Raw genomic sequence first — 3282 nt, forward strand, 5'->3', positions numbered from 1 at the left:
GTCAGGCGAATGGCCTTGTCGTACTCGTAGCGAACCCGCTGGCCCTTGGCATCCTGGCGGCTGCTCGGCAGGCCACGGGCCGTGCGCATCAGGCGGGTGGTCTGGCCCTTGCCGTCGGTGTGGCTGAGCACCTGACCGTAGACGTTGTAGGTGAAGCTTTCCGTGGTGCCGTCCGGGTGGCTGATGCGCAGCACTTCGCCGTCGGGCTTGCGCGCCAGCGTGGTGGTCTGGTTTAGCGCGTCCGTTACCGCGACCAGGTGCTGGCGCTCGTCATAGCGGTAGTACGTACTCTTGCCCGAGCAGTCCTGGTAGCGCTCGACCTGGGCCAAGGTGTTCCACCACAGGTACTTGGACTTGTAGGTCGCATCGATGATGGTGTGCGGCAGGCCGTCATCGCTGTTCAGGTACTCGGTCATCTGGCCGAGGGCATCGAATTCGGCGAGCAGGTTGCCCTTGTCGTCGTAGCGCGCTCGCCAGGTGCTGCCATCCGGGTAGCTGACCTGGGTCACCAGCGTGGTCAGGTGGTGATAAGCGTTTCCACCGCTTCGTTGTTCACCACGCGCTTGATGTCGGTTAGGCGACCCAGCGGGTTGTCGTACTGCAGGTGCACGCGGGGGCCGCCGGTGGCGCTGATGTCGATCAATGTTCCGTCGGGTGTGCGAGTGAAGTGCAGGAAGTGGTCGCCCTCGGTGCACACCAAGTACACCTGCTTGTACGGGTTGTAGATGCGCTAGCCGATATATGCCGTAAAAATACTGGCTCCGCTAACACTTTGGCAGAGCCAGTCCAATACTTAACTGTTAAAGATCACACCACCAAACTCTCACAACAAAACTTATGCAGAAAGTAAATCTCGAAAGACCCGAAGACAAGATGTCTAATCCTTAAACTGCACTCCGCGAACCGAGCTATTTTCAAAAATAGACTTGACGCGAGCAGCCACCACAATGACGGAGCTTTCCTCTTCAGCCCTAACGACGTCACTAGAAAGTATTGCCTCATCATCCAAAACTATCTTGCTGAACCATCTAGGGCCATCTGGCATATAGCTAAGCAACGGTTCGCTAACGGACTCCTTCAAGTTAAAAGCTGGTGATTTATCAATCACGCTGAACACTTTGTAACCAGCATAGGAAACCTCACCTATCAGTAGATCCGCATCCACAAACTGAACACCAGAAATGTTTTCTGCCCTCATTAATTCGTAGAGCCGTGGCGAAATCAAATTGGGCCCGTCACTGTAAAAAAAATCATAGCTCAAGAGCTTGGAGGCACTGACCCTTTTTGATCCCTCGAAGCAGACTTTTATATCCTTGCTTACAGCCACACCCTCTTTAAAAACCCCAGATTCTTCACCTGACAACATCTTTACCTTCAGCCAGTAACTCTCAGGGTAATCATCTGAAATAGAAAGTATATGATTCCTAACCACAAGCTGGTTCTCTAGCAGAGTTTTTATTCAGCGCCGACTCATCTGCGCGCAATCCCTTTCTCTCATCAACCATGACTCCGTGAGTTAGCCTTTTGATAGTCCGCTTTGGTTCAACCTTTTTACGTAATCGTGAATAACATCCAGTTTTTCTCTATGGTCGAAGTATTATTACGCGGAAGAGCTTCGATATACCGTTCACACCCGGTGACTCTCCTCACATTTCGGCAGGAAATCAATATTGTATAAATTATGAACAGTTACCTCACCCACTTGCTTGCAGCATTCTTAGATAGCTGCCGCGGGAACAACATGATTTTTTTGAAAGCCATATATCCCAAGCATCGTATTATAGCCCCCTGAGACACGCCGTCTAAAGATTGACGAGCGAAGGCTTCGCTTACACTCGCTGTGCTAAAAAAGCAACGCTGGCACTGCCGCCTGTTAGGCAGAACCAACGCGCTGCATATTTTCAAAGGTCTGGCGTGACACGCAACAATCAAAGACATCTAGCCCCTCGCAAAGCTCTTAGAGCCTTCAAATATCGTTCAATTCAGCCCATGCATCATACGAATAATTATCATCAACTTTTTCAAACGAAACACCCTTCAAGCCAGTTGCCGCCGACTTGAACCTCTCACTACAAAACAGCTCTAAGGTTTCTTGACATCTAAAAATATCCGACTGCAGCTCTGGGGAAACCACAAACCTACTTATAGCATCAATATTCACCGCCCCCGTATAAATATGACTTTCAATTTCGAGACCGGTCTCCAGGTCCTTGGATGTTTCGAATACCGACTCAATCTTATCCAGAGCCGCTAAACTTTCACCAGGAAGAAAAATGAAAAACTCCCCTTTCCTAGACTGCTCCTTATAGGTTATCTCCAAAGGAATAGCCTTATACTTCCCCCCAACCTCATCGCAAACCTCTAAAAATTTTTTCGAAACATAAGTATCACCGATGCTGTAGTAATCAAACTCCAGATCCGACAACTCCATTTCAAGCCCGGACAGCTTTAAAACATATTTTTTTGTTATATTTAGCCCCAGCGGACTTGGCTCAAACGGATCCCATTCAAACTCACTACAATTAAAAAAACCTGACAACACGATTGGGCAGCCACTGCCCTGCGGGTCATAGCGTAAAACGTAATAATTGGAACCACTCACAAAAGCCTCCCAGTGATCGCATCCACAACAAACGTATTATTCTCCAGACTTTCTCTCGCGAAATTCTGGATTTTACCTATACCTAATACCAATTGCGTATCAGAAACCTTACCAGCCCTAAAGGCGTCATTCAAAGCAGAAATCTTAGACTCAATGACCTTAGTATATTTAGCATGACTTGACCAATGCCCTGGCAGATCAATGTTTTGCGTTAGCTTCTTACTACCCGGCAAAAATATACCATTGGATGCACCATCATCATTAAAGCCCATTGACCGAAGCCTGTTAAACATTTTTTCGTAACGAGGCTTTTTCATTATTTCTTCGGGGATTAAATGATGATTAGCCATTCCATCCCCCTTTCTGGCCCCCATGTTATTACCCAGTTTCGTAGAGCACCACCCCAGCGGATCGATTTCTTGGATAGGGTTTTCAGCGTACGAATATATATTCAAGCCCCCTGCCAAGCCTATGGGGTCCTGAGTCAAAAATCGGCCAACCTTAGGATCATAGAATCTGAAAGTGTTGTAATGCAGTCCGGTTTCGACATCAAAGTATTGGCCTTGGAAGCGTAGATTCTGCTCAACCTTATTAACAGGCAGTTGCTCTACAGCCCCCCAACAACGGTACGTCGCCTGCCAAATGATCTGCCCGTCACTGTCCGTCAGCTCCAGCGGCGT

General features: G+C 48.4%; 3 protein-coding genes and 1 pseudogene. All 4 read right to left on the bottom strand.

The annotated features are described in order from the left end of the window. A pseudogene (locus tag ACF8GF_RS21190) lies at window positions 1-730 on the bottom strand (hypothetical protein); the annotation flags it as partial. A gap of 147 nt (window positions 731-877) precedes the next feature. Next, a complete protein-coding gene (locus ACF8GF_RS21195; protein WP_256559351.1) occupies window positions 878-1366 on the bottom strand; it encodes an imm11 family protein in 489 nt (162 codons plus the stop codon). Between the two features lie 600 nt (window positions 1367-1966). Continuing rightward, on the bottom strand, window positions 1967-2602 hold the full coding sequence (locus ACF8GF_RS21200; RefSeq protein ID WP_100774671.1) for an imm11 family protein: 636 nt from the start codon (window positions 2600-2602) through the stop codon (window positions 1967-1969). Next, the coding region (locus tag ACF8GF_RS21205) for an RHS repeat-associated core domain-containing protein (protein WP_392487873.1) at window positions 2599-3282 on the bottom strand (684 nt) is incomplete at its 5' end. The genes ACF8GF_RS21200 and ACF8GF_RS21205, both read right to left, overlap by 4 nt.

It is taken from the genome of Pseudomonas sp. yb_5 (assembly GCF_043103865.1).
Classification (GTDB): domain Bacteria; phylum Pseudomonadota; class Gammaproteobacteria; order Pseudomonadales; family Pseudomonadaceae; genus Aquipseudomonas; species Aquipseudomonas putida_Y.

What these genes read in the sequence shown, in the direction of transcription:
- ACF8GF_RS21195 (WP_256559351.1), bottom strand. Translation starts at nt 1,366, where the DNA reads ATGTTGTCAGGTGAAGAATCTGGGGTTTTTAAAGAGGGTGTGGCTGTA.